The organism is Chryseobacterium sp. T16E-39 (assembly GCF_002216065.1).
In the GTDB taxonomy this organism is placed as follows: Bacteria; Bacteroidota; Bacteroidia; order Flavobacteriales; family Weeksellaceae; genus Chryseobacterium.
The window spans coordinates 705,102-726,973 of the sequence record NZ_CP022282.1 but is presented as its reverse complement, the minus strand read 5'-3'; the positions used below and the strand labels follow the sequence as shown (position 1 = coordinate 726,973).

The 21,872-nt window shown below is 35.3% G+C and carries 18 protein-coding genes; 12 read left to right on the top strand and 6 right to left on the bottom strand.

The genetic code is table 11. The features are described 5' to 3' along the window. The first annotated feature begins 180 nt into the window (after positions 1–180). The 9 genes from CEY12_RS03050 to CEY12_RS03010 all read left to right on the top strand — a co-directional run bounded on the left by CEY12_RS03050 (position 181) and on the right by CEY12_RS03010 (position 10,687). Complete coding sequence (locus CEY12_RS03050) at positions 181–1,320, top strand: acyl-CoA dehydrogenase family protein (protein WP_089026290.1); 1,140 nt, start codon at positions 181–183, stop codon at positions 1,318–1,320. Between the two features lie 276 nt (positions 1,321–1,596). Beyond that, positions 1,597–4,527, top strand: a complete 2,931-nt coding sequence (locus CEY12_RS03045) for a reprolysin-like metallopeptidase (protein WP_089026289.1) — start codon at positions 1,597–1,599, stop codon at positions 4,525–4,527. A gap of 250 nt (positions 4,528–4,777) precedes the next feature. Then, positions 4,778–6,973 (top strand): reprolysin-like metallopeptidase, encoded by a 2,196-nt coding sequence (locus CEY12_RS03040; RefSeq protein ID WP_089026288.1) that lies wholly within the window; start codon positions 4,778–4,780, stop codon positions 6,971–6,973. A 497-nt stretch (positions 6,974–7,470) separates the two neighbouring features. Beyond that, positions 7,471–8,181 (top strand): glycohydrolase toxin TNT-related protein, encoded by a 711-nt coding sequence (locus CEY12_RS03035; protein ID WP_089026287.1) that lies wholly within the window; start codon positions 7,471–7,473, stop codon positions 8,179–8,181. A 9-nt stretch (positions 8,182–8,190) separates the two neighbouring features. Further along, positions 8,191–8,610: a hypothetical protein gene (locus CEY12_RS03030; protein ID WP_089026286.1), complete on the top strand. Its 420-nt coding sequence runs from the start codon at positions 8,191–8,193 to the stop codon at positions 8,608–8,610. Positions 8,611–8,843: 233 nt separating this feature from the next. After that, positions 8,844–9,311: a nucleoside triphosphate pyrophosphohydrolase family protein gene (locus CEY12_RS03025; protein WP_089026285.1), complete on the top strand. Its 468-nt coding sequence runs from the start codon at positions 8,844–8,846 to the stop codon at positions 9,309–9,311. Positions 9,312–9,314: 3 nt separating this feature from the next. Next, positions 9,315–9,881, top strand: a complete 567-nt coding sequence (locus tag CEY12_RS03020) for a TlpA family protein disulfide reductase (protein ID WP_089026284.1) — start codon at positions 9,315–9,317, stop codon at positions 9,879–9,881. Positions 9,882–9,884: 3 nt separating this feature from the next. After that, positions 9,885–10,490 carry a DUF4230 domain-containing protein gene (locus tag CEY12_RS03015; protein ID WP_089026283.1) on the top strand — a complete coding sequence of 202 codons (606 nt, stop codon included), beginning with the start codon at positions 9,885–9,887 and terminating at the stop codon, positions 10,488–10,490. Positions 10,491–10,501: 11 nt separating this feature from the next. Beyond that, on the top strand, positions 10,502–10,687 hold the full coding sequence (locus CEY12_RS03010; RefSeq protein WP_089026282.1) for a hypothetical protein: 186 nt from the start codon (positions 10,502–10,504) through the stop codon (positions 10,685–10,687). A gap of 68 nt (positions 10,688–10,755) precedes the next feature. Here the strand turns inward: CEY12_RS03010 and leuB are convergent, their stop codons facing one another. The 4 genes from leuB to CEY12_RS02990 all read right to left on the bottom strand — a co-directional run bounded on the left by leuB (position 10,756) and on the right by CEY12_RS02990 (position 15,182). Continuing rightward, positions 10,756–11,880: a 3-isopropylmalate dehydrogenase gene (leuB, locus tag CEY12_RS03005; protein WP_089026281.1), complete on the bottom strand. Its 1,125-nt coding sequence runs from the start codon at positions 11,878–11,880 to the stop codon at positions 10,756–10,758. Then, complete coding sequence (leuD, locus tag CEY12_RS03000) at positions 11,870–12,469, bottom strand: 3-isopropylmalate dehydratase small subunit (RefSeq protein ID WP_089026280.1); 600 nt, start codon at positions 12,467–12,469, stop codon at positions 11,870–11,872. The genes leuB and leuD overlap by 11 nt, the downstream gene beginning before the upstream one ends. A 126-nt stretch (positions 12,470–12,595) precedes the next feature. Further along, a complete protein-coding gene (gene leuC / locus CEY12_RS02995) occupies positions 12,596–13,984 on the bottom strand; it encodes a 3-isopropylmalate dehydratase large subunit (protein WP_089026279.1) in 1,389 nt (462 codons plus the stop codon). Positions 13,985–14,018: 34 nt separating this feature from the next. Next, positions 14,019–15,182: a 2-isopropylmalate synthase gene (locus tag CEY12_RS02990; RefSeq protein ID WP_089026278.1), complete on the bottom strand. Its 1,164-nt coding sequence runs from the start codon at positions 15,180–15,182 to the stop codon at positions 14,019–14,021. A 146-nt stretch (positions 15,183–15,328) separates the two neighbouring features. Between CEY12_RS02990 and CEY12_RS02985 the strand changes: the two genes are divergently transcribed. Continuing rightward, the gene (locus tag CEY12_RS02985; protein WP_089026277.1) at positions 15,329–16,873 is read left to right on the top strand and encodes a hypothetical protein; all 1,545 of its coding nucleotides are present in this window, start codon (positions 15,329–15,331) and stop codon (positions 16,871–16,873) included. A gap of 61 nt (positions 16,874–16,934) precedes the next feature. On the opposite strand, the gene CEY12_RS02980 is transcribed toward CEY12_RS02985, so the two are convergent. Both CEY12_RS02980 and CEY12_RS02975 read right to left on the bottom strand, forming a co-directional pair. Then, positions 16,935–17,903 (bottom strand): dipeptidase, encoded by a 969-nt coding sequence (locus CEY12_RS02980; RefSeq protein ID WP_089029765.1) that lies wholly within the window; start codon positions 17,901–17,903, stop codon positions 16,935–16,937. A gap of 19 nt (positions 17,904–17,922) precedes the next feature. After that, on the bottom strand, positions 17,923–19,113 hold the full coding sequence (locus CEY12_RS02975) for a DUF4932 domain-containing protein (protein WP_089026276.1): 1,191 nt from the start codon (positions 19,111–19,113) through the stop codon (positions 17,923–17,925). A 93-nt stretch (positions 19,114–19,206) separates the two neighbouring features. On the opposite strand from CEY12_RS02975, the gene thrS reads away from it, so the two are divergent. Both thrS and infC read left to right on the top strand, forming a co-directional pair. Then, on the top strand, positions 19,207–21,126 hold the full coding sequence (gene thrS / locus CEY12_RS02970; protein ID WP_089026275.1) for a threonine--tRNA ligase: 1,920 nt from the start codon (positions 19,207–19,209) through the stop codon (positions 21,124–21,126). A 71-nt stretch (positions 21,127–21,197) separates the two neighbouring features. After that, positions 21,198–21,728: a translation initiation factor IF-3 gene (gene infC, locus CEY12_RS02965; RefSeq protein WP_089026274.1), complete on the top strand. Its 531-nt coding sequence runs from the start codon at positions 21,198–21,200 to the stop codon at positions 21,726–21,728. Positions 21,729–21,872: the final 144 nt, after the last annotated feature.

Here is a 21,872-nt window from a genome sequence, read left to right as displayed (position 1 = left end):
GTGATGTAAAGTAGAGAAATTATTTACTCATCTCTTTACAATGATCATTAAAAAATTATTAAATTCTAACTTGTAAAAAACTGATACTTAAATTATTGTAAATGTAACATGGCACCGGGGATAATTTTTTTTCGTATTTCCACAATTTAAGTATCTTTGAGCACTAACTATTTTACTTATATGAATACCGAGATTGTTGACAACATTAAAATGATAGCAGAAACAGCTAAAGAATTTGCTGAGAAAAACATCAGACCAAATATTATGGAGTGGGATGAGAGCCAAACTTTTCCAAAAGAATTATTTCATCAGCTTGGAGAAATGGGCTTTATGGGAATTGTTGTTCCTGAGCAGTATGGCGGTTCTGGCCTTGGTTATCATGAATATGTTACCATTCTTGATGAAATTTCTCAAGTGGATCCTTCTATCGGACTTTCTTTAGCAGCGCACAATTCACTTTGTACCAATCATATTTATGAATTTGGAAATGAAGAGCAGAGACACAAGTGGCTTCCTCAGTTAGCAACTGGAAAAGTACTTGGTGCTTGGGGATTAACAGAACATAATACAGGTTCTGATTCAGGAGGAATGTCTACTACAGCAGTAAAAGATGGTGACGAATGGATTATCAACGGAGCTAAAAACTTTATAACTCACGCTATTTCTGGAGACATTGCGGTTGTAATGACAAGAACCGGAGAAAAAGGAGCTAAAAACAATTCTACAGCTTTTGTTTTAGAAAAAGGAATGCCTGGTTTTACTTCAGGAAAAAAAGAAAATAAATTAGGAATGCGTGCATCTGAAACCGCAGAATTAATCTTTGATAATGTTCGTGTACCCGATTCTCACCGTTTAGGAGAAGTTGGAGAAGGCTTTAAACAAGCGATGAAAATTCTTGACGGAGGAAGAATATCAATTGCCGCTTTAAGTTTAGGAACAGCCAGAGGTGCTTATAAAGCTGCTTTAAAGTACGCTAAAGAAAGACATCAGTTTGGAAAGTCTATTTCTAATTTCCAGGCGATCAACTTTATGTTGGCTGATATGGCAACGGAAATTGATGCTGCTGAACTTCTTATTCAAAGAGCTTGTACATTAAAGAATGCAAAACAGAAGATGACTAAAGAGGGAGCAATGGCTAAATTGTTTGCTTCTGAAGCTTGTGTAAGAATTGCCAACAATGCGGTTCAGATCTTTGGAGGCTACGGGTATACAAAAGACTTCCCTGCCGAAAAATACTATAGAGATGCAAAACTTTGCACAATTGGAGAAGGAACTTCTGAGATTCAAAGATTAGTTATCGGAAGAGATATTACTCAATAGTTATAAATAATTTTATTATTCTTAGCATATAAAAACTTTTGGCAATAAACTGCCAATACCAGAAATAAGATAATTTTAGAATTATATCATCTACAAGTGAATAGCATACGTGTTTTACGTATGCTATTTTCTTTTTTTGATACAATGAAAATTAGTATTTTTTCAACATATTCATTGATATGATAAAAATATAGTCAGAATTTTTCTTAAAAAATTTTATTTTTCATTATAAATTTTTTATTAGCTTTGATATTCCACAATCAAATAAATATTTTTATGAAAAAACAATTAACTCTGATCGGAGTGCTTTTTATGACGGGCATTTCTTTCGCGCAGACCGATCGTCTTTGGTCTCAAAGTTCACAAAAAACATCCGAAAATGTTTTTGAAAACAAAACCACGATCAATAATCCAAAGGTTTATACACTGGATATTAATGGTTTAAAAAATGTACTTTCAAGAGCTCCCAAAAGACTGGCTGCTGGCGAAAAATCACAAGTCATTATTTCATTTCCTAATTCCGAAGGAAAGATGGAAAACTTTAAGGTAAAAGAAAATTCAAATTTTGATCCTCAACTGGCTGCCAAATATCCTGACATTAAATCTTATGTGGGAGAAGGCTTAGGAGATTCCAGTTCTACCGTGTACTTCAGTATTTCTTCACTTGGACTTTCTTCTATGGAAATCTACGGTGACAAATCTGCTGTTTTCATCGAACCTTACACAAAAGATCTTTCTACATATGTGGTTTACAAAAAATCCGATAAGAAAGATAACCTAAACAAATTTGAATGTACTGTCATTGATGTTGCCCAAAAAGGGATTGATAACACCAACCTTGCAGCAAGACCCAATGCAGATGACGCAAAATTAAGAACTTTCAGACTAGCTCTTTCTTGTACAGGAGAATACACAACTTATTTCGGAGGAACAAAAGCCAATGCTTTAGCAGCAATGAACAATACAATGACCCGTGTAAACGGTGTTTTTGAAAAGGACTTTGCAGCAAGAATGGTTCTGATCTCTAACAACGACGCCGTAATTTACACCAGTGCTTCTTCGGATCCTTATTCTCCTTCCGGAAGTATGAACAACTGGAATTCAGAACTTCAAAGCACTCTGACATCTGTGATTGGTGAGGCTAATTATGATATCGGACACTTATTTGGAGCTACCGGAGGGGGTGGTAATGCTGGCTGTATTGGCTGTGTATGTACAAATGGTTCAAAAGGAAGTGGATACACCTCTCCTGCAGATGCAATTCCTTCAGGTGATAACTTTGATATTGATTATGTTGCCCATGAAATGGGACATCAATTCGGAGGGAATCATACTTTCTCTATGAGTAATGAAGGAACAGGCGCTAATATGGAACCTGGATCAGGATCAACTATTATGGGGTATGCAGGAATCACGTCCCAGGATGTACAACCCCACTCTGATGCATTTTTCCATGCCATAAGCATCCAACAGATCACCAACAATATTAAAGCTAAAACTTGTCCGGTCAGCACTGCAACAGGAAACTCTATTCCTACTGCAAATGCAGGTCTGGACTATACCATTCCTAAAGGCACACCATTTATGCTGACGGGGACAGGAACCGATGCTAATGGTGATTCATTAACCTATGTATGGGAGCAAATGGACAATGCTTCTTCTTCTCAAACAGGAGCAAGTTCTGCAGCAAGTGCAACAAAAGCTTCCGGACCAACTTTCAGATCATGGACTCCAACTGCTTCGCCAACAAGATATTTCCCAAGAATGGCTTCTATCCTAACCGGAGCAACTACAACAGCTGGCACGGATATCACTGTTGAAGCCTTGTCTAATGTTGCAAGAGCACTTAATTTCAGATTTACTGTTCGTGATAACAGAGCCGGAGGTTCAGGAAATAATTCTGACGATGCTGTCATCACGGTTAATGCAACCGCAGGACCATTCACAGTTTCTTCTCAGAATTCAGCGACAACATATACAGGAGGGACTTCTCAGACTGTAACATGGAATGTTGCCGGAACTACCGCAAATAATGTTAACGCAGCCAATGTGGATATCCTTTGGTCTACAGATAGCGGCAACACATGGACAACCTTATTAGCAGGAACACCAAACGACGGTACTCAGGCTGTAACGATTCCGAATGCTTCTACTACAACCGGAAGAATTATGGTTAAAGGTTCCGGTCACATCTTCTTTGATGTCAATAACGCCAACATCACAGTAAATGCTGGATCAGGAGGAACAGACGTTATAGCTCCAACAGCACCTACCCTTGCTGCTTCAGGAACAACAGCTACAAGTACTAATTTATCATGGAGCGGAGCTACAGATAATGTAGGCGTTACAGGATATGACGTATATCAGGGAGCTTCATTGATAGGTTCTACAGCATCTACCACCTATACCGTAACAAGTTTAAGTCCATCAACAACCTACAGCTTTACAGTTAAAGCAAAAGATGCCGCAGGAAACACATCCGTTTCGAGCAATTCAGTAAGTGTAACTACTCTTGCCGGAGGCACTGTAACTTATTGCTCAGCAAGCGCAAATAACACCGCTGATGAGAGAATCGGAAATGTAAAATTCGGAACGATTAATAATACTTCTACAGGAACCGCCGGATATGAGAATTTCACATCTGTTTCTACTAATGTAACAAGAGGAAACGCTTATACAATCTCTATAACTCCTGTATGGACTTCAACAGTGTATAGTGAGGCTTACGCTGTGTATATTGACTATAACCAGGATGGTGACTTTACAGATAGCGGAGAGTTAGTTTGGACTAAATCAGGTTCTACCACAACTCCGGTAACAGGAAGTATTACCATTCCTGCTTCTGCAACACTAGGATCAACAAGAATGAGAGTAATGATGCAGTACAGCTCAATACCATCATCATCTTGTGGAACTTATACCTACGGTCAAGTTGAGGATTATACCCTTAATATCGGTTCTACTGCAAAAGGAGATGTACTTAACACAAACAACTTATTGACGGATGTTAAGATCTACCCTAACCCAGTAAAAGATATGCTGCATATTTCAAATACAACATCTGAGGACTATAAGATCTTCGATATGGGTGGAAAGCTGATCAGTTCAGGAAAACTTGAAAGAGGAGCGGTAAATGTTAATCATCTTATAAAAGGTGCCTATATGATACAGATTGGTGAAACAGCCAAGAGGTTCATTAAAAATTAATAACCTTAATTTAAAATTTAATGGAAAAGCTACCTTACAACAGGTAGCTTTTTCTATTAGTGAAATAAGAAAAGTATTATACATTTTTCATATTTTAATTTATTTTATTCTCCTTAATTAATTCAATTAACAATATTACAACATACAAAGTAAATTAATAATTAATACATATTGAAAATATACAAAAAATACATTTTTCGTAATAAAAAAAATATTAGCTTTGGAATACCACAATTAAACAATATTTTATATGAAAAAACAATTAGTCCTGATTGGGGTGCTTTTGATTTCGGGCATCTCTTTCGCGCAGACCGATCGTCTATGGTCTCAAAGTTCACAAAAACAAGTAAAAAATGTTTTTGAAAACAAAACAAACATTAATGATCCAAAATTGTACAAGTTGGATATTAATACCTTAAAAAATGTACTTTCAAAAGCTCCGAAAAGACTGATTAACGGAGAGAAATCAGAAGTCATTATCTCTTTTCCTAATTCTGAGGGGGAAATGGAAAACTTTAGAGTAAGAGAGAACTCTAACTTTGATCCTCAATTGGCTACAAGATATCCCGATATCAAATCTTATGTAGGCCAAGGTTCTGAAAACTCAAGTTCAACAGTGTATTTTAGTATTTCCTCACTAGGACTTTCTTCAATGGAAATCTATGGCGACAAATCTGCAGTATTCATTGAACCTTATACAAAAGACTTGTCTACTTATGTTGTTTATAAGAAATCAGATAAGAAGGCTGACCTTAACAAATTTGAATGTAAAGTGATTGATGTTGCACAGAAAGGGATTAATAATAGCTCTGCTAAACCTAATGCTGACGATGCAAAATTAAGAACCTTTAGGTTAGCCCTTTCCTGCACAGGTGAGTATACCTCTTATTTTGGTGGAACGAAAGCAAATGCATTGGCAGCTATGAACAATACAATGACTCGCGTAAATGGAGTATTTGAAAAGGATTTTGCTGCAAGAATGGTGCTGATTTCTAATAATGATGACGTGATTTACACGAATGCTTCTACCGACCCTTACTCCGATTCTACGAATTTGGATAACTGGAACTCTCAGCTTCAAAACACATTAACTTCTGTAATCGGGGAGGCAAATTATGATATAGGACATTTATTTGGAGATGATGGAGGTGGTGGAAATGCGGGATGTATCGGTTGTGTATGTACAAATGGATCAAAAGGAAGTGGCTATACTTCTCCTTTAGATGGAATTCCATCAGGAGATAATTTTGATATTGATTTTGTTGCACATGAAATGGGACATCAATTTGGAGGAAATCACACGTTCTCCCACAAAGTAGAATCTTATAATGTAAATATGGAGCCAGGGTCTGGATCTACAATTATGGGATATGCTGGAATTACAGGCCAGGATGTACAGCCCCATTCCGATGCTTTTTTTCACGCTATAAGTATTCAGCAAATCACTAATAACATTAAAAACAAGACCTGCTCAGTAAATACGAATACAGGGAATTCAATACCTACAGCTAATGCAGGTCTTGACTATACCATCCCAAAAGGCACGCCATTTATGTTAACAGGAACAGGTACTGATGCCGATGGAGATTCTTTAACGTACATCTGGGAACAAATGGATAAAGCTTCTTCCTCTCAAACAGGTGCAAGTTCTGCGGCCAGTGCAACAAAAGCTTCCGGCCCTACTTTCAGATCATGGACACCAACTACTTCACCGACGAGATATTTCCCCAGGATGGCTTCTATTCTCGCTGGTGCAACTACCACTGCAGGCACCGATATAACAGTAGAGGCATTATCTAATGTTGCAAGAACCTTAAACTTCAGGTTTACCGTTCGCGATAACAGAGCCGGAGGGTCGGGAAACAATTCGGATGATGCAGTAATCACTGTAAACAAAACAGCAGGACCATTTAAAGTAAGTTCCCAAAACTCTGCAACAACATATATGGGAGGAAGTTCTCAAACAATAACATGGGATGTCGCGGGAACTACTGCAAATAATGTAAATGCTGCAAATGTAGATATCTTATGGTCAACGAATAGCGGAGCGACCTGGACTACTCTATTAGCCGGAACTCCAAATGATGGTACTCAGGCAGTAACCATTCCTAATGCAGCAACTACAACAGGAAGAATCATGGTTAAAGGCTCTAATCATATCTTTTTTGACGTCAATAATGCTAATATAAAAGTTACCGCATCTAAGGCAAAAGAGAAAGATATTACAAAAGACCCGATTTCAGAGATTAAATTATTCCCTAACCCTGTAAAGGATGTCTTGAATATTTCAGGCACTACCTCAGAAGAATACAAAATCTTTGATATGAGTGGAAAAGTAATCAGTTCAGGAAAACTTGATAGAGGTTCTGTGAATGTAAATCATCTTGTAAAAGGTACTTATATGATACAGATTGGACAAATCACTAAAAAATTCATCAAGATTTAGTTACACATCGTTCAGATTTAGAAAGGCTGCTTAGAAATAAGCGGTCTTTTTTTATCGTACATCCTGAAAACATGATAAATCAGAAAATTTGATTTTATAATTTTCATAAAAGCAATAAATCATCTAATTATTTTTTATCAATAACAAATTATAAAAGTATATAATTCACATATAATATATTATTTAAATAAATATTACTAGTATTTAAGTTTTTTAATTTAAATTTATCGCTCTATTGTACTGTTTGTCGAATGTGTATTCGAGATACACCATCCATCGTTATCAGCGATTGATCGTGTATTGTTTCTTTTGGTCCTATTTCTTTGGAAAATCGGCAATAATAATTTGCAATCCAGGTTTCACCAAAAAATATGGTCCAACCATTATCCGGTACCAAAACCTTTAAGAAAAGCTGAAAGGACAACGAAACAGATCATTTCTGGAAAATGATTACACCTGATATTACTGACTCAATTTTTATATAAAAACTAATTATTATGAAACATTTATTTAAGTACATTTTTATTGTAACAATTTCTCTCTTTTCAATTGCCTGTAGTTCAGACAGGGATGATGAAATTGACAACACAAACGGTGTCACCCACGTATTTTACAAAAATGCGGACGAGTTTGCTTTAACCTATGATACAGCAGGGTTGGTGAATCAAACCATCAGAAATCAGGCTTTCGATCTGTACAAACAAGGGAAATGGAGTGAGCTTGAGGCTCTTTTCAAAGCTAATAATCTGAATGGTGGATGGCCACCAGCTAATGGCGGATACAATATCGTTGATGACGTTCCTTTTCAGGCCGGGCAAAAATTTGACAGATATAGCGGGGCTATTAACTATAGCGGAACAGGGATACCTACTCTGGGAGGAAGTTTTACTAGTCCCATAATTAATGGATATGTTTACACTTTCACACAAAGAGCACTTAATCAACCTGAAAATGCTTATGATTTTTATTACGAGATCGATGTTTTGAATAATTCATTACCTTTCAAGTCCCAAACGGCTGATGTAATTCCCTGGTTCAACCAGTCAGGTAATGGTAAACAAACGATGTGGAAAATCCCAATTGACCCGGCAACCGGTTTTCAGAAAACATGGAATAAGCTGGCAGAGGAAGGATATGTAAAAATCACCATTAAAAAAAGTCCAAGTGGCCATTACAATAACCTTGTGGGTACAGTAATCCAGCAATAAATAATTCAAATGTATTCGATATCAAAGAAAATAAACATTCGTAAAAAAGCTCTTGTAGCAAAAACTACTTTTACCAATGACGAAATCATTCCATCTGCAGTCACAGCATTTACCTGTTGTGACTGCAGTCATGAGAATGCTATTGAAATTGTTCCCTATCAATCAGGATTTCCTATCCTTCAGATTTATGAGAATAACAAAGTCCTCTCAAAAAATGAATTATTGATTAATGCTGCCGTTACTGAAACTTCGCAGGGAATGTCGCATTTTGGAGAATTAACCGTTAATAACTTACCCACCTTATATTTTGGGACAGACTGTTCCTCATGTCATTCAAAATACATTTGTGTATTCAGCTATGGAGAAAAGCAACCTGGATTAACAATTCTGACTATTTCGGGTGTTTGGAAATATGAAGAACTGGAATAATTTATCTTCTAAAGTTATTGATAAAATAGATTGATCATTTATTCTCTCGCAGATTTTGCAGATTGAACAAATAATTATGTTTAAAAGAAAAAAAATCTGCACTATCGGCAAAATCTGTGATAAAATCATATTCAATAGTAATAGGTAAATCCTTCCCTTTATTAATACATTTTATATTATACATTTTACAATTTACAATTCGTTTTCTATCTTTGCTTTAAATAAAAAAATTCATGGATAAAATTGATAGTTTGAACCAAGTAGCAGAATTCCATACTACTTTTAAAGCCCCTATTTTAGAAACACCACAAATCCCTTCACAAGAAAGATGTAATCTTAGAGTTGAGCTTTTACAGGAAGAATTAAATGAGTTGAAACAAGCAATTGCTGATAACAATATTGTAGAAATTGCAGATGCTTTATGCGACTTACAGTATGTCCTTAGCGGTGCTGTTTTGGAATTTGGACTTGGCAACAAATTTGTAGAGCTATTCAACGAAGTTCAGCGTTCTAATATGTCGAAAGCATGTGATAATGAAGAACAGGCCAATGAAACTGTTGAATTTTACAAAGAAAAAGAAGTAGAATCCTTCTATGAAAAATCAGGTGAAAAATTCAATGTTTACAGACAGGCAGATCATAAAGTATTAAAAAACAAATACTACTCTCCTGCTGATTTAAAAACGATCATTGAGAAATAACATATGAAAAAATTTATTACAAATATTGTTGCCGTTTCAAGTCTATTTCTGGCTTCCCAACAGTTCAGTGCCCAGAAAGTGGTAATGAACCGTGAGGTAGAAACCAAAAATGATGGTAAAATGCTTTTGGGAAATCAGCTAAAAGATCAGTTTTTAAAAGAACCTTACGCTAATTGGTATGTAAAAGAACATGACGAGTATGCTTTGGATCAAAAGGCTATTGCCGAACTGAAAAAAGCCAAGATTACCTCTTATAATATTACCGTTTTCATGGGAACATGGTGCGAGGACAGCCACAGGGATTTTCCAAGATTAATGAGAATTCTGGAGGAAGTAAAGTTTCCGGACAATAAACTAACTATCATTGCAGTTAATCGTAAAAAAGAATCTCCATCCGGAGAAGAAGGTCTTTATAATATCCAAAAAGTTCCAACAATTATTGTTGAAAAATATGGAAAAGAGATTGGAAGAATGATAGAAATGCCCAAAACAGGTTATGTTGAAAGAGATCTGGTAGACATTTTAAAAAAGGATGATAAATCGGTACTTCAGGAAATATTTAAAAAATAAATATTGAAAAATAATAAACTCATACTGTCTTTTGCAGCAGGAATCCTTGTAATGCTGCTTCTGTTTTTTGGTCTTAAATCATGTTTTAACCTTGGTGGTAAAACGGAAAAATCAGATTATTATATTCTGACCAACCAGATTTCCAAGATGAATAAAATGGTGGTTTTAGAGCAAAATATCTCAAGCATGCAGAAAACGAAAATGGGCTATGAGGTTTTGGGAAACGAAGTCTCCAGTAATAGTATCATCACCTATACGAAAACCAATGCCCAGGTTTCTTATGATCTGAACAAAATGAAGATCGAAGTAGATTCTACCCGCAAAAAACTGATCATTACCGAGCTACCCAATGCTGATATCCGAATTACTCCCAGTGTAGAAATACAATCCCTGGATGATTCCTTTTTTAACAGAATTTCTGAGAAAGACATCAAAAACGTTACCCAGAAAGCTAAAGAAACAGCGATTAAGGGAATTGATGAAAACAGATTAAGAAATGAGGGGCATAAACAATTAATGGATAATCTTAATAATATTTTTGTTTTGGCAAAGGCTTTGAATTATACTATAGAAGACAAAACAGGTCAACTCGGTATTTTGACACTTTAAAATTTAAAGCTATGAATTCAAAAGACACTAACAAAAAAACAGAATCTACAAACGCAGCGGAATCAAAAAAACAAAATCAGGATTTCCCTGATATTCCTGCAGCGTCAAAAAAGACGAATCCACCAGATATTGACAAGGAGGATATTGAAAAATCTTCTAAAAATAAAACTGGAAAAACAGATAATACGAAGCCTTAAAATAAGAATAGTCTGCCTCATTTGAAGCAGACTATTTCAATATAAAAAAAATAAAATCAAACGCTTAGTTAGACAATAGTGGATTTTCCGATTTTGATATTCTCAAAATTATAATATGATTTTTCAGAAAACTTAATATAGTCGGCAATAAAATCCCCTACTTCACTTGTAGAATAAGGTTGATTGGCATTAAGATCAATGGTTACATACTTATTTTCAATAGCATGCTCCACGGATTCTCTTAATTTTTTGGCAGCCTTTTCTAACTGCAAATGATCCAGCATCATTGCTGTACTCAAAATGGATGCTATCGGATTGGCAATCCCCTTTCCTTTTGCCTGTGGATAGGACCCGTGAATAGGCTCGAATAATGCATTCTCATTACCAATTGAAGCTGAAGGGAGTAAGCCAATAGAACCTCCGATCACACTTGCTTCATCAGAAATAATATCTCCAAACATATTCTCTGTTACAATCACATCAAATTGCTTAGGATTAAGAATTAGCTGCATCGCAGCATTATCTACAAACATAAAATCCAACTGGACATCAGGATATTCCTGTGCAATTTCTTTACAGATCTTTCTCCATAGTCTTGAAGTGTCAAGGACATTAGCCTTATCAATAAGGGTAACTTTCTTTTTCCGTTTTTGTGCTTCCTGAAAAGCCATATGGACAATAGGTACAATATCTTCCCTGCTATATTTACATACATCATAAGCATAAGCTCCCTCTTCATCTGTAAATTTTTCTCCAAAATAGATTCCACTTACCAGCTCCCTGAATATCTGAATGTCTGTACCTTCTATGATATCCTTTTTCAAAGGACTCTTCTCAATAAGGGAAGAATAAGTTTTTAAAGGCCTGATATTAGCGAATAGCCCCAGTTCCTTACGTAGTTTTAGCAATCCCTGCTCAGGTCTTACTTTTGCATCAGGGTTATTATCAAATGAAGGGTCTCCAATTGCCCCAAAAAGAACGGCATCAGAATCTTTACAGATTTCCAATGTTTTTTCCGGTAATGGCTCACCTGTCTGATAAATAGCTTCTGCACCCATCAATCCATAAGTGAACTGGAAGTTGTATTGAAAAACTTCTCCAATTACTTTAAGAATTTTTACACTTTCATCGACTACTTCCGGACCGATTCCGTCACCGGGAAGTACTGCTATTTTGAAATAATTATTGCTCATATACTTTTTGTGTTTTTAATTCAAATTCTTTTATTGCATCTTTCCTACTGATTAAAAAATCAATATCATCATATCCGTTTAGAAGGCATATTTTTTTATAAGAATCCAGTTCAAAATGCTCTGTCTTATCATTAAAGCTTATTGTCTGCTTCTCTACATCAATTGTAATTTCTTTTTCAGGGTTTTCTGTGATATCAGTTAGAATCTCTTTTAGAAATACTTCAGATACTTTTACGGGCAGCAACCCATTATTCAAAGCGTTTCCTTTGAAAATATCTGCGAAATAACTCGATACAATTACTTTAAAACCATAATCGGTTAGAGACCAGGCAGCATGTTCACGGCTACTTCCACAACCAAAATTGTTACCTGCTACCAGGATCTCACCGTGGTACTGGGATTTATTTAAAATAAAATCACTGTTGGGCTGATCAGTATGAACGTCATACCTCCAATCCCTGAACAGGTTATTTCCAAACCCTTTTTTGTCTATACTTTTCAGAAACCTTGCAGGAATAATCTGATCTGTATCTATATTTTCTACAGGCAATGGAATTGCGCTGGATTTTATAATTGTTAGCTTTTGCATTTGTTTGATTTAGTACATTTTATAATATGCTTTCTTTAAAAACTGCCTTTGAGAGTATGACGGTTAATCAATTCTAACAAAAGCAGCCGTCTTAACATGATTTATTGTATTTATATCTTTTTTATTTCAATTTAAATTTTCAAAGACCGTAATTCTTCCTTCTATAGCCACTTTAGCTGCGGTAAGAGGACTTGCTAAAATAGTCCTTGCGCCCTGGCCCTGTCTCCCTTCAAAATTTCTGTTTGATGTGGATACACAATATTCTCCATCAGGGATCTTATCGTCATTCATAGCAAGACAGGCTGAACATCCTGGTTGTCTGATTTGAAAACCGGCATCGTTAAATATCTTGTCAAGGCCTTCTTCATAGATTTGTTTAACGACAAGCTGAGATCCCGGGACAATTAATGCTACAACATTCTGAGACTTATTTTTTCCCTTAATATATTGCGCTGCCGAACGAAAATCTTCGATTCTGGCATTGGTACAGCTTCCTATGAATACATAATTCACTTTGATATCCGAAGGAGACTGTCCTGCTTTTAGCCCCATATACTGCAACGCTTTTTCTTCAGATTCACTTTGCGGAACAGGAATCACATCATCCAGTGGAATACCCATTCCGGGATTGGTTCCATAGGTGATCATCGGTTTTATTTCTGAAGCATCAAACGTAAATTCAGCATCAAAAACAGCATCCTCCTCGGTCTTTAAGGTCTTCCAATAAGCTAATTTCTCTTCCCATTCCTCTCCTTTCGGAGCAAAAGGTTTTCCTTTCACATACTCAAAAGTTGTTTCATCGGGAGCGATCATTCCTCCCCTGGCTCCCATTTCAATACTCATATTACAAACCGTCATTCTTCCTTCCATGGACATTTCCTCAAAAACATTTCCAGCATATTCGCAGAAATATCCGGTTCCCCCATTGGTTCCCACTTTAGAAATAATAAAGAGAATAACATCCTTGGGTTGAACATGATTGTGAAGTTTTCCACTTACGGTTATCCGCATTGACTTTGGTTTGTTGAGTAATAAACATTGGCTGGCAAAAACCTGCGCAACCTGGCTGGTTCCTATTCCAAAAGCAATTGTTCCAAAAGCACCATGAGTGGAAGTATGGCTATCCCCACAAACAATACTCATCCCGGGTTGGGTCACTCCCAGTTCAGGAGCAATAATATGAACGATCCCCTGATATTGATGACCTAATCCATACAATTCAATATTATTTTTCTTACAGTTTTCTGTTAGCTGTTCTACCTGATTTCTAGATGATTCATCACGAATGGGTAATTCCTGACTCAATGTTGGAACATTATGATCTGCCGTAGCAACAATCTGTTCAGGTCTGAATATTTCAAGATTCCTGGATTCCAGTTCTGCGAAAGCCTGTGGGCTTGTTACCTCATGAATAAGATGTTTATCTATATAAATAATTTGTGGTCCATCAGGAATAGTTTCAACAACATGAGCATCCCAGACCTTATCAAAAAGCGTTTTTTTATTATTGTCCATTTTAGTTTGATTTGATTTGAAAATAATAAGTTCCTTAACTGATCTTTCTCGTTAACGTTGTCATCATCAGATTAAGATCCTCATTATTTACTTCTTTTTTAAGATCTGCCACTTTTAAAAACTCTCCGTATAAAAAATCTAACTCATTTTTAGTAACATCAAAACCAATGTGTTTGAAACGATAAGCAAGAGCTGATCTACCGCTTCGTGCTGTAAGGATGATGGACGATTCATTGACCCCGACATCCTCAGGGTTCATAATCTCATAGGTTTCCCTGTTTTTAATAACCCCGTCCTGATGAATTCCAGAGCTGTGCGCGAAAGCATTAGCTCCAATAATTGCTTTGTTAGGCTGCACCGGCATTCCCATCAGGTCTGATACTAAAGAACTCATTGTATTCAGCATCTTTGAATTAACATCCGTGTACAGATTTAAATCTTTATGTTGTTTTAAAATCATTACCACTTCCTCCAATGCTGTATTTCCAGCCCTTTCTCCAAGTCCGTTGATGGTACATTCAATTTGTCTCGCTCCATTCATAACTCCCGCAATAGAATTGGCTGTGGCCAATCCTAGATCATTATGACAGTGACATGATAAAATAGCTTTATCAATTCCCTTGACATTTTCTTTCAGATACTTAATTTTCTGTCCATATTCTTCTGGCAGGCAATAACCCGTTGTATCAGGAATATTTAAAACAGTAGCTCCTGCTTTAATAACCGCTTCGCAAACCCGGGCAAGAAACTCATTATCGGTTCTTCCGGCATCTTCTGCATAGAACTCTACATCTTCAACATAACGTTTTGCATATTTTACAGCATCGGCAGCTCGTTCTATAATATCTTCTCTGGTAGAATTGAACTTATATTTAATATGAGAATCAGAAGTTCCTATTCCTGTATGAATTCTAGGTCTTCTTGCATACTGTAATGCTTCAGCTGCTATTTCTATATCTTTTCTATTCGCTCTGGTTAGTCCGCAAACCTTTGCATTTCTCACGAGCTTCGAAATTTCAGAAACAGAATGGAAATCCCCAGGACTTGATACAGGAAATCCGGCTTCAATTACATCAATCCCTAGCTTATCAAGCCTTTCGGCGATAATTAATTTTTGTTCTGTATTCAGCTTACATCCCGGAACCTGTTCCCCATCTCGCAAAGTGGTATCAAAAATTTCAATTTTTTCGGAATTCATAATGAAGTTTTTACTTAATTTTGATCCAAAACTAAGACTTGCATATTTTTTATATTTCCAGCTTTAATGAAAATTACAATATTCAAATAATAAAAAAACGAATATAATACAATGAAAATCAAATATTTAAATGACTAAATTTTACAATGGCTGAATTGCAGAAAGACTTCTTATTTGTACTCATTAAATCATTAACCACTTCCGAAAAGCGACAGTTTAAGCTGTATGTCAATCGACTGGGAATTAATGTTGATGCTAAATTTCTCTTGCTTTTTTCAGAGCTTGACAAAATGAGTGAATATAATGAGTCTGTTATCATAGAGAAAAAAATTTCCACGAAGCAACAGCTTTCGAATCTGAAAGCACATCTTTATAAACAGATTTTGGTAAGTCTCCGGATGAACCCAAGTCATCAAAATTATAGAATCCAACTTCGTGAGCAGTTGGATTTTGCCAATATCCTTTACCAGAAAGGATTGTATAAACAGGCCCTGAAAATACTCGACAAAACAAAACAGTCAGCATTGGAATTGGATGAAAAGAGTATTGCCTCCGAGATCATAGACCTTGAAAAAGTAATCGAGTCACAGTTTATAACCCGGAGTATAGATGGCAGAGCTGAAGAACTTATTAGGGAGTCCAAAGCGATCAGCACACAAAATCAGTATACGACAGTCCTTTCAAATCTATCATTAAAGCTATACAGTGAAATGCTAACCCATGGATATGTAAAAAATGATACGGATCGACAGGAAGTTTTGGAAATTTTCAATTCTCAGATTAAAAATATACAACCCTCAAAACTTAATTTCACAGAAAAATTATGGTATTATAAAGCCCATGTCTGGAAAAATCAGTTGTTACAGGATTATAAATATACCTTAAAATATGCTTATCAATGGGTCGAATTATTTCACCAGAAACCGGAGATGATCTTTAGTCATCCTGTATGGTATATCAAAGGAAATACTTATTTATTAAAGATTCTTTTCCTGTATGGTAATATTGATATTTTAGAAAAGCAATTCGAAAATTTCAGTAAAACTGTTTATTCACCAAGTTTTGCTCAAAATGAAAATTTACAGGCACTTACCTTCCTTACTTATTCTAATACTTTAATGAATATCCATTTTGTAAAAGGAGAGTTTTTCAGTGGAACAAAGCTTATTCCCGAAATAGAAATGAAGATGGATAAGCTACGGGACAAAATTGATGAACACCATTTTATGATCCTGTATCTTAAGATGGCAGCAATGCTTTTTGGAAGTAAGAAATACAAGGAATCCATGTACTACTCTATGAAGATTATTGAATCTAAAGGGAATGTACAGGAAGATCTTTTGTTTCATACAAGAATTCTTATTCTGATGTCAAAGCACGAATCCGGCGATGATGAAGATTATGACGAATTTATAAAAGCAACTCTCAAGTTTGCATTAAAAATGAAAAAGCCAGAGGAATTCCACTTTGAAAGCATTGAATTCTTTAAAAATCTCAACAATCTGGTTTTGGATGAAAGGCAAAAAGCTTTTGAAACGTTTGACGAAAAACTTGAGCAATATGAAACCAATGAATATTACAGAAGATCCTTATTTTATATAGATATCCACGGTTGGATACAATCGAAGGTTCAACATGTGGATGTTATTGAAATTATAAAGAAAAAAGTAAAGTATAAGAGATTGAAATAATGATAGGAAGGTGGCTGAGGCTCTCGAAGCCACCTTCCTACTATCCTATTATCCTGTTATTTTATAATCTTTTTATAAAATTCAACGCATTTTTATGGCTGATCTTCTCCATAATCTCCTTAGAAAAATCTTTTTCAAACCTATCGTTAATGGAATTAAACGCTGATGCATCATCATATCCTTCAAAGAAAATGGGCAAACGTGATTTATCAGGGTAATCTTTACAATAATAAAAATCAGCACCGTACGCAACAGCATCTTCTGCCCCTAAATCCAGTCCATATTGGATATGCTCGAAAAGTTTTTCGGGATTTTTTTCATCAACACAATTCCTTATAAAGTTAAGTCCTATCAAACCTTTTCTTTTAATAATTTCCTTTGCTAACTCATCAGGAAGGTTTCTGTTTTTTTCATAAATATTCCGATAATTGGAATGACTTGCCAGAATAGGAATGGTATAACTTTTTTGATCTATATAATTAAGAATCCCGTAAGCTAACTGATCACTGGTGTGCGAGAAGTCAATGGCAATTTTTTTATCTGAAATATAATCGATTAAAACTTTTCCATCTTCTTTCAATCCTGCTTCAGAATTGTTTCCTCCTCCAAATCGATTTTCAGTATGATGTGTAATTCCTATATAAAAGACTTTCTCAACATTCTCAATAATCGTTTCCAGATTTTTAAAGCCAACATCCAGATGGGTATCCTCTTCACAGAATGATGAAGCATTTTCTATAGAAGCAAGTATTCCTACTCTGTTCGGATCATCCATTGCTACTCTATCCTCTACATCAAACAGAAAAAAATCATCGCTATTTAATAATCCTTTAAATAACTCACTTTGTTTTAGACCTTCACTTATACTGTTTTTGCCGGTAGCAGTATAGATAGCCATAGTCTGGAGCTTTACGTTTCCTTCTTTTAAATAGGGCAACGAACAACCTAATTGTTTATCGTCAGCCCTTGCATCAGGCCGCAATAAATAATATAGTAGATCACAATGTAAATCGATATTGAATCTATTCATAAAAATTGAATTTATATTTTTAGTCTTTTTTGGTTTCACTTAATTCATGATTAATGAATTCGATATTACTGTTTTCAAAGACCTCTAAAAGTTGAGGAACAAAATCTCCGAATGTTTTATATTTTGCTCTGTTCAAATTATACTCAGATATCTTTTTTTCCAGTTGTGGGAGAAAAATAAAGTTATTTTTAAGATGATAATCCTCCAGTCTTTTTGCTCTTGTAAAATCTTTTTGAATTTTCGTCGTTTGAATTTCACCCAATCTGACAAGATGTTCCGCAACACAGGTTTGATAATCACCATATCCCCCTGTCTTAATCATAATTTCCTTTAATTTTGATTTTTCAAATAGCTCTTTAAATTTTCCCAGCTTATCCTTTTGTTTATACACTTCTTTATTTACGAAAGAATGTCCAAATTCATGTACCGTAAGAAACTGAGCCTGAAATGTATTGTTATATCCAAAACCTGAATGATCTTCTACTTCTACAAAAGGACTGGTAATTTCGTAAATACTTTTATTTCCTGATGGATTTATTATATCTGTTCCTATCCCCCGGCCTTCATTACCGTCAATTGGCCACATCATCATAGGTGAAATAAGAACAGTATAGCTACTGAAATGTTCTCCATAAAATTGTTCCATAGCTTCTGTGAAATTGGCTGGAATCTGTTCATAATATTCTTTTGTCCCTCCTTCATAAAAACTCTTGTTTTGGCTAAAAAAGGAACCAATATTTTCACTGATATAAAATTGCCGCAATTCTGCCATATAGGTCTTTATCAGGACAGTCACCTCTTTTTCCTGTTCTGATGTTAAGGTACTGCTGGTAAATGTATAATCATTAATCCATTCATTTGACGGAAATTCGCTGTGATATAAAAGAGGTTTCATCATCACATCATTTCCGATACCATATTTTTGAATCAATCTATCGTTCAGTTCCGCTGTTAATAATGCAATTTTTGAATTATTTAATTTTCCATACTCCGCTAATGCTCTTTTTACAATGGGCTGATAGGTTGAACATTCTTTAATCTTAAAAAGTTCAAAATCCTTATTTATCTTCCTATGCTCAGCCGAAAGGATTTCTGCAAGAAAATATGTTTCTATATTCCTGTTATAAGTAACCTGAAATTTCGAGGTGTTTTTTTGAGAAAATGATTGGATGAAAAATAAAATGCTAAAAAGCGTCAATATGTTTTTCATTAATTTGGATTATTTCTTTATTCAAATATACGTTAATATACTATTTTAAATAAAAAATGCGTATTTTTGCATCTTAAAATTTCATAGTAAACAATGATAAAAATTACACTTCCAGACAATAGTGTCAAAGAATTCGAAGGAGAAGTAACTTCTCTAGATGTGGCAAAATCTATAAGCGAAGGATTGGCTAGAAATACCATTTCCGCAATTGTTAACGGCAAACAAGTAGAGATTACCACACCTATAACGACGGATTCTACAGTACAGCTATTGACCTGGAATGATGATCTTGGAAAGAAAGCTTTTTGGCATTCTTCTGCACACCTTTTGGCGCAGGCAATCCTGGAATTTTATCCTGATGCTAAACTTACTATCGGCCCGGCCATAGAAAATGGGTTTTATTATGATGTAGATTTTGGAGGCGAAAGTTTATCTGAAAAGGATTTTGAGAAGATTGAAAAGAAAGTTTTAGAGAACGCCAAAAAAGGCTCTACGTTCTCATTATACCCTGTTTCCAAAGAAGAGGCTTTAAAAACGTACGCAGACAACCCATATAAAGTAGAATTGATCTCTAATCTGAATGATGGAGAAATTACTTTCGTAACTCACGATAATTTCACAGACTTATGTCGTGGAGGACACATTCCAAATACAGGAATTGTAAAAGCTGTAAAAATATTAAACGCAGCTGGAGCTTACTGGAGAGGAAATGAAAAAAATCCTCAGTTAACAAGAGTATATGGTATTTCTTTCCCAAAACAAAAGGAACTTACTGAATATCTGGAAAGATTAGAAGAGGCAAAAAGAAGAGATCACAGAAAACTTGGAAAGGAATTAGGAATTTTTGCATTTTCTGAAAAAGTAGGTGCCGGCCTTCCATTATGGCTTCCAAAAGGGACTGCTTTGAGAAGAAAGTTAGAAAATTTTCTTAGTGATGCTCAGAAAAAAGGAGGTTATGAATTCGTAATGTCCCCTCACATCGGTTCAAAAGAATTGTATGTAACTTCGGGACACTGGGATAAATATGGCGCAGACAGCTTTCAGCCTATAAAAACACCAAATGAAGGTGAAGAGTTTTTATTAAAGCCGATGAACTGTCCACACCACTGTGAGATCTACAAGACATCACAATGGAGCTACAGAGATCTTCCAAAAAGATATGCAGAATTCGGAACTGTTTACAGATATGAGCAAAGTGGAGAACTTCACGGCTTAACAAGAGTTCGTGGATTTACTCAGGATGATGCTCACCTGTTCTGTACTCCGGATCAGCTTTTAGAAGAATTCGAAAAAGTTATAGACTTAACTTTATATGTATTTAAATCTTTAGGATTTGAAGATTTTGTAACTCAGGTTTCTTTAAGAGATCCTGATAACAAAGAAAAATATATCGGATCCGATGAGAATTGGGAGAAAGCAGAAAGTGCAATTATCAATGCTGCAGAGAAAAAGGGATTGAAAACAGTTGTAGAATACGGTGAAGCTGCATTCTACGGTCCTAAACTGGATTTCATGGTGAAGGATGCATTAGGTAGAAAATGGCAGTTAGGTACTATTCAGGTAGATTATAATTTACCGGAAAGATTCGATCTTCATTATATCGGAAACGATAATGAGAAACATAGACCGGTAATGATCCACAGAGCACCGTTTGGTTCTATGGAGCGTTTTATCGCTATTTTATTAGAGAATACTGCCGGAGATTTTCCTTTATGGCTAAGCCCTGATCAGTATATAATTCTACCGATTAGTGAAAAATATGTAGATTATGCAAAAAAAGTTTCACAATTTTTAGAAAATCACGATATTAGCGGTCTGATTGATGACCGAAATGAGAAGACCGGGAAAAAAATCCGTGATGCAGAATTAAAGAAGATTCCTTTCATGATCGTGATCGGAGAAAATGAAGAAAAAGATGGAACTATTTCAGTGAGAAGACGTGGAGAAGGAGATCTTGGCGTAATGAACATGGAGGATTTCGTCAATTATTTTAAAAAAGAAGCAGCTATATAAGAAGGCTGCCAATAGAAAGTTAACCAATAAAATTTAAGACAATAGCACAAAGATTTAACAACAGAGGCCCAATGCGTCGTCCAGTACAGGAGGATTTGCATCAAATTAATGGTAAAATCAGAGCCAGAGAGGTTCGTTTAGTAGGTGACAATCTGGAGCCTGGTGTTTACCCATTAGATAAGGCTTTGCAGATAGCCAAGGATCAGGAATTAGACTTGGTTGTGATTTCAGACAAAGCAGAACCTTTTATTGCAAGAGTATTAGACTATAAGAAGTTTCTATACGAGCAAAAGAAAAAACAAAAGGAACTTAAGGCGAAACAAATAAAAGTAGTTGTAAAAGAGATCCGTTTCGGACCTCAGACTGATGACCACGATTATGAGTTTAAGAAGAAACACGCTGAGAAATTCCTTGAAGAAGGTTCGAAACTTAAAACTTACGTATTTTTTAAAGGACGTTCAATTATCTTCAAAGATCAGGGAGAAATTTTACTTTTGAAACTTGCACAGGAACTTGAGCATGTAGGTAAAGTAGATCAGCTTCCTAAACTGGAAGGTAAAAGGATGATTATGATGATGAGTCCTAAAAAACCAGCAAAATAATTTAATTAAATTTCGTATTTAATTCATCAATATAAACCTCAAAGAAATTTGAGGTTTTTTTTATGTTCATTTTTGTAATAAAATATCCTATGTTAAGAGTCATATTTATTATTAAATTTAACTTTGACATGGAAATAATAGATA